This is a genomic window from Rhodococcus sp. CX (assembly GCF_015865005.1).
GTDB lineage: Bacteria > Actinomycetota > Actinomycetes > Mycobacteriales > Mycobacteriaceae > Rhodococcus.
Genome location: NZ_JADZGH010000197.1, coordinates 1 through 4,824 on the forward strand (window position 1 = coordinate 1; position 4,824 = coordinate 4,824).

3 protein-coding genes and 1 pseudogene are annotated in these 4,824 nt (G+C 73.6%); 2 read left to right on the top strand and 2 right to left on the bottom strand.

The genetic code is table 11. The features are described from left to right. Positions 1-230, top strand: a pseudogene (locus tag I0Q12_RS20995) (DedA family protein); the annotation flags it as partial. Between the two features lie 6 nt (positions 231-236). Here the strand turns inward: I0Q12_RS20995 and I0Q12_RS21000 are convergent. Further along, positions 237-533 carry an MGMT family protein gene (locus I0Q12_RS21000; RefSeq protein WP_197254292.1) on the bottom strand — a complete coding sequence of 99 codons (297 nt, stop codon included), beginning with the start codon at positions 531-533 and terminating at the stop codon, positions 237-239. Then, a complete protein-coding gene (locus I0Q12_RS21005) occupies positions 534-1,322 on the bottom strand; it encodes an alpha/beta fold hydrolase (protein WP_374068753.1) in 789 nt (262 codons plus the stop codon). Between the two features lie 110 nt (positions 1,323-1,432). Here I0Q12_RS21005 and I0Q12_RS21010 point away from each other — a divergent pair, with 110 nt between their 5' ends. Continuing rightward, positions 1,433-4,765 (top strand): ATP-dependent DNA helicase, encoded by a 3,333-nt coding sequence (locus I0Q12_RS21010; protein WP_197254296.1) that lies wholly within the window; start codon positions 1,433-1,435, stop codon positions 4,763-4,765. Positions 4,766-4,824: the final 59 nt, after the last annotated feature.

The window sequence follows — 4,824 nt, forward strand, 5'->3', positions numbered from 1 at the left end:
CCCGGATGCCGGTGTGGCGGTTCGCGGTCCTCACCACCGCCGGCAGCGCGATCTGGAACGCGGTGTTCGTGCTGGCCGGGTTTGAACTGGGACAGAACTGGTCGCGGATCCAGCCGTACGCGTCGGGCTTCCAGCGCATCGTGATCGTGGTGGCCGTCGTCGCGGTCGCCGTCCTCGTCGTCCGACGGGTGCGGCGCCGACGGGCGCGGAGTCGCAGCACCGATGGGTGAACGGGCTCAGAACCGGTGCCGGGCCGCCGCGAGATCGACCCGGTCCCCGCGGATCGGTGTGCCCTCGAGGGCGAGCCGCGCGAGTTGACGGTGAGCCAGGTGCTGGGCGGGTTTCCCGGACGCCGGCAGTACCCGGTGCCACGGCAGGTCGGCGCTGTCGGTGCGCATGATCCACCCCACGGTGCGCGGGCTCGACAGGCCCGCGGCGTCGGCGATGTCGCCGTACGTCGCGACCCGGCCCGCGGGAATCGACGCGACCAGTTCCCGGACCCGTTCGATCTGGGCGTCGGTGGTCGCGGCCATCTACAGCATCCTGCGCATCAGGGCCGCGGTCTCCTCGGGCCGTGCCTGGTCGATCATGTGGTCGCAGTCCATCTCGAGTTCGGTGAGATTCGCGCCGAGACGCTCGGCGAGCGCGGCGCGGAATTCGTCGGTGACGTACGGCGGCTGGACCTTCGCCGCACGCACCACGGTCGTCGGGAGGTGCGCGGGCGGGAGCACGAAGTCGCGGGCCAGTTCGCTCCAGGACGTCACCAGCGCCGGCACGAACAGGCGCCAGTTCACCCGCCCGGACTCCAGCTCGACGAGATGTTCCGCGATCTCGGCGTCGAGCAGTTCCTCGGCGACGTCACCCCACGAGCCGTGCACCTTCTCGGAACGGGCTTCCGCGGCGTCGGTGTAGTCGGGGTACCGGACCGTGAGATCCGCGATCTCCTGCATGCGGTCGGGCGGCAGGCCGATCGCCGGATCCAGCAGCAGCAACCCGCGCACCCGCTCGGGCGCGGTGGCCGCGAGATGCACCGCGAGGGCCCCGCCGAACGAATGCCCGACGACGAGCACCGGTCCGGTGGTGTGCGCGTCGAGCACCCCGAGCAGGTCCTGTACGTGCGTCTCGAAGTTCCACGGCGGCGTCCACGGCGACCGGCCGTGCCCGCGCAGATCCGGCGCGGCGAACCGGGCCTCCGGTAGATACCGGGTCGCGATGTTCTCCCACCGGCGGCCGTGCCCGGTCAACCCGTGCAGGGCCAGGATCTGCGGGCCGTCCGCGGGTCCGAACAGGTGGGTGTGCAGCGGTGACGGAGGCGTGTTCACGCCGATCACTATCGCAGTCCGCTCGTGGCCGTGCTGTCCGAGAGGCTGTCCGAGTGCCGGGCCGGGGTCGTGCGGGTTCCGTGTCGGACCCTTCTGATGGGATATCGGACATGACCGACGCCGACACCCGCACGCTCGACCGGCCGCGCCGTCCGGCCGCGCGGCTGGTGCAGCGACCGGACACGGCGCCCCCGCGCCGCGAATGGCCCGAGGACGTGCGGAAGGTCTTCGCGGATGCCCCGCCGTTGCCGCGCTGGCGCCCCTGGCAGATTCTCGGCGGCCCCGGCACCGGCAAGACGTCGCTGCTCGTCGACCTGGCGGTCTCCCGGATCGCGGCCGGGGCCGAACCGGAATCGGTGCTGGTGCTCACCCATTCGCGCCGCGCCGCGACCGCGGTGCGCGAAGAGATCACCGCGGGCCTGCTGCGCGAGGGGACCGTCACCGGTGCCCGCGCCACCCGGGAGCCGCTCGTCCGGACCGTGCACTCCTACGCCTTCGCGGTGCTGCGGCTGCAGGCGTCGCGGCACGGCAATCCGCCGCCACGGCTGATCACCGGTGCCGAGCAGGACGCGGTGCTGCGCGAACTGCTGCGCGGCGACATCGACGACGGCGCCGGCATGTGGCCCGAGCGGCTGCGGCCCGCGCTCGGGATGACCGGCTTCGCGGTCGAACTGCGCGACCTGATGCTGCGTGCCAACGAACGCGGTCTCGGACCGGAGGACCTCGTCGCGCTCGGCGAGGAACGCGACCGGCCCGAATGGGTCGCGGCGGGCCTGTTCGCGGCACGCTACGAGCAGGTGATGCTGCTGCGCGGCGCGGTCGGTCTCGAAGCCCCCGAGGCCACCGCACCGGCCCTCGACGCCGCCGAACTCGTCGGCGCCGCCCTCGCCGCGTTCGCCACCGATCCGGATCTGCTGGCGTCCGAGCGCAGCCGCATCCGGCACCTGCTCGTCGACGACGCCCAGCACCTGGATCCGCAGTCGGCACAGTTGATCAAGGCCATCGGCGTCGGCACCCGCACCGCCACCGTGGCGGGCGATCCCGACCAGATGGTGTTCACCTTCCGCGGCGCGGACAGCAGGTTCCTCACCGAACTCGCCGAGGCGGATCCCGAGCGGCGCATCGTCCTCGCCACCAACCATCGCGCGGCCGCCGACATCGCTGCGGTCAGCGATTCGATCGCGCGGCGGCTGCCGGGCCTGCAGCCGCATCGCGGGGCCGCCGCGGTCGCCGGTGAAGCCGAAGCCGGTCGGGTCCGGGTGCGGGTGTTGTCGACGCAGGCGAAGGAGGCGGCCCTGATCGCCGACACCCTGCGCCGCGCACACCTCATCGACGAGGTGCCCTGGTCGCGCATGGCCATCGTGGTGCGCTCGGTGCCGCGAGTCCTCGCGCCGCTGCGCCGCGCCCTGCTCGCGGCGGGCGTCCCCATGACGACCGCGGCCTCCGAACTGCCGCTGGCCCGTCAGCACAGCGTCGCCGGCCTGCTGCTGGTGCTGCGGGCGCTGTCGGGCCGGCGGTTCGGCGGCGAGGAAGCACTGGCGTTGCTGTCCGGTCCCGTCGGCGGTGCCGAACCGGTGACCCTGCGGCGACTGCGCCGGGGTCTGCGGCGCGTCGAGCTCGCCGCCGGGGGAGACCGCGACTCCGCGGAACTGCTGCGCGCGCTGCTCGTCGACGGGGAGGACGCCGAGACCACCGCGCACCTGATGCGCGGTCTCACCGACGTCGAAGCGGCGCCGCTGAAGGGCGCGCTCGCGGTGCTCGGCAAGGCCCGCGCCGCGATGAATCGTGGTGGCGGTGTCGAGGACGTTCTCTGGGAGGCGTGGCAGGCCACCGGCCTCGAACGCCGTTGGGCGGCGGCGTCCGCGCGCGGTGGACCGGCCGGGGCGCAGGCCGACCGGGATCTCGACGGGATCGTCGCGCTGTTCGACGCCGCCGCCGACTACGTCGACCGGCTGCCGCGCGCCCACATCGCCGGTTTCGTCGACTACCTCAGCGAGCAGGAGATCCCGGGCACGGTCCGCAACCGCGCCACCGCCGAATCCGAAGCGGTCACGGTGGTCAGCGCGCACTCCGCGGTCGGCCGCGAATGGGACGTCGTCGCGGTCGCCGGAGTCCAGGAAGGCCTGTGGCCGAGCCTGCGTGCGCGCGGCACCCTGCTCGGGATCGAGGCGCTCCTCGACGCGGTCTCCGGGGTCGACGGGGGAGCCGACGGCACTACCCGGCTGTCGCGGACCGCGCCGCTGCTCGCCGACGAGCGCCGGTTGTTCCTCGTCGCGTGCAGCCGCGCCCGCCGCGGGTTGCTCGTCACCGCCGTCGACGCGACCTCCGCGGATACGGACCTGGTGCGGTCGCGGTTCGTCGACGAACTGCTCGGCCGGGACGGTGACGACACGGACACCGACGACGAGGCGCTCGAACCGGACGGTCTGCCCGACGAGGCCCGGATCCGGGTGCTCGCGTTGCCGGCGCTCGTCGCCGAACTGCGCAGCGTGGTGTGCGATCCGGTGGTCGCCGCGCACGACCCGGAACGGCAACGACGGGCCGCGGCACAACTGGCCCGGCTCGCCCGGGCGGGGGTGCGCGGCGCGCATCCGGATCGTTGGTACGGCACCGCCGACCCCAGTACCGACCGGCCGCTGTGGGATCCCGAAACCGAGGCGGTTCCGCTGTCCCCGTCCACGATCGAGCAGCTCACGACGTGTCCGCTGCGGTGGATGTTCGAACGGCACGGCGGCACCGACGGCCAGAACAGCCACGCGGTCGCGGGAACGCTCGTGCACACCCTGGTGCAGGCGCTCGCCGGACGGATCCCACCCGACCAGGTGGACCGCGCCCTCGAACGTGCCTGGGACTCGGTCGATCTCGGTTCCCAGTGGTACGCACGCCGCGAGCTGGAGCGGACCCGCACGATGCTCGACACGTTCACGACGTGGCTGCGCGGCACCCGCGACGAGCTGACCGAGGTCGGCGTCGAGGTCGGGGTCGACGGCATCCTCGAACCGCCGTCCGACGACCTACCCCGGGTCCGGCTCCGCGGCCGCATCGACCGCCTCGAACGCGACCCGGACGGACGGCCCGTCGTCGTCGACGTCAAGACCGCCAAGAACCCGGTGACCAAGGACGCCGCCCGCGACCACGCGCAGCTCGCCGCCTATCAGGTCGCGGCCGCGGCCGGGGCGATCGAGGGGCAGCCGGCGTCCGAACCCGGCGGCGCGCGGCTGGTGTTCGTGGCCAAGCCGCACAACAAGGAGGGGGCCACCCAGCGGGTGCAGCCACCGCTGGACGCGGAGGGGCTCGAGCGCTGGCGAACGGTGATCCACGAGGCCGCGGCGGCCACCCGCGGCCCGCAGTTCCTCGCGCAGGTCAACGAGGGATGCCGGCACTGCCCGGTGATGTCGAGCTGCCCCGCGCACGACGAAGGCAGGCAGGTGACCGGCGGATGAGCACGCCTCGGGATCTGCGGGGGCGCACCGTCGGGGCGGTCGAACTGGCCGCCGCGGTG

Excerpts from the sequence above, each read along its gene's own strand:
- I0Q12_RS21000 (WP_197254292.1), bottom strand. The coding sequence starts at position 533 with ATGGCCGCGACCACCGACGCCCAGATCGAACGGGTCCGGGAACTGGTC.
- I0Q12_RS21010 (WP_197254296.1), top strand. The coding sequence starts at position 1,433 with ATGACCGACGCCGACACCCGCACGCTCGACCGGCCGCGCCGTCCGGCC.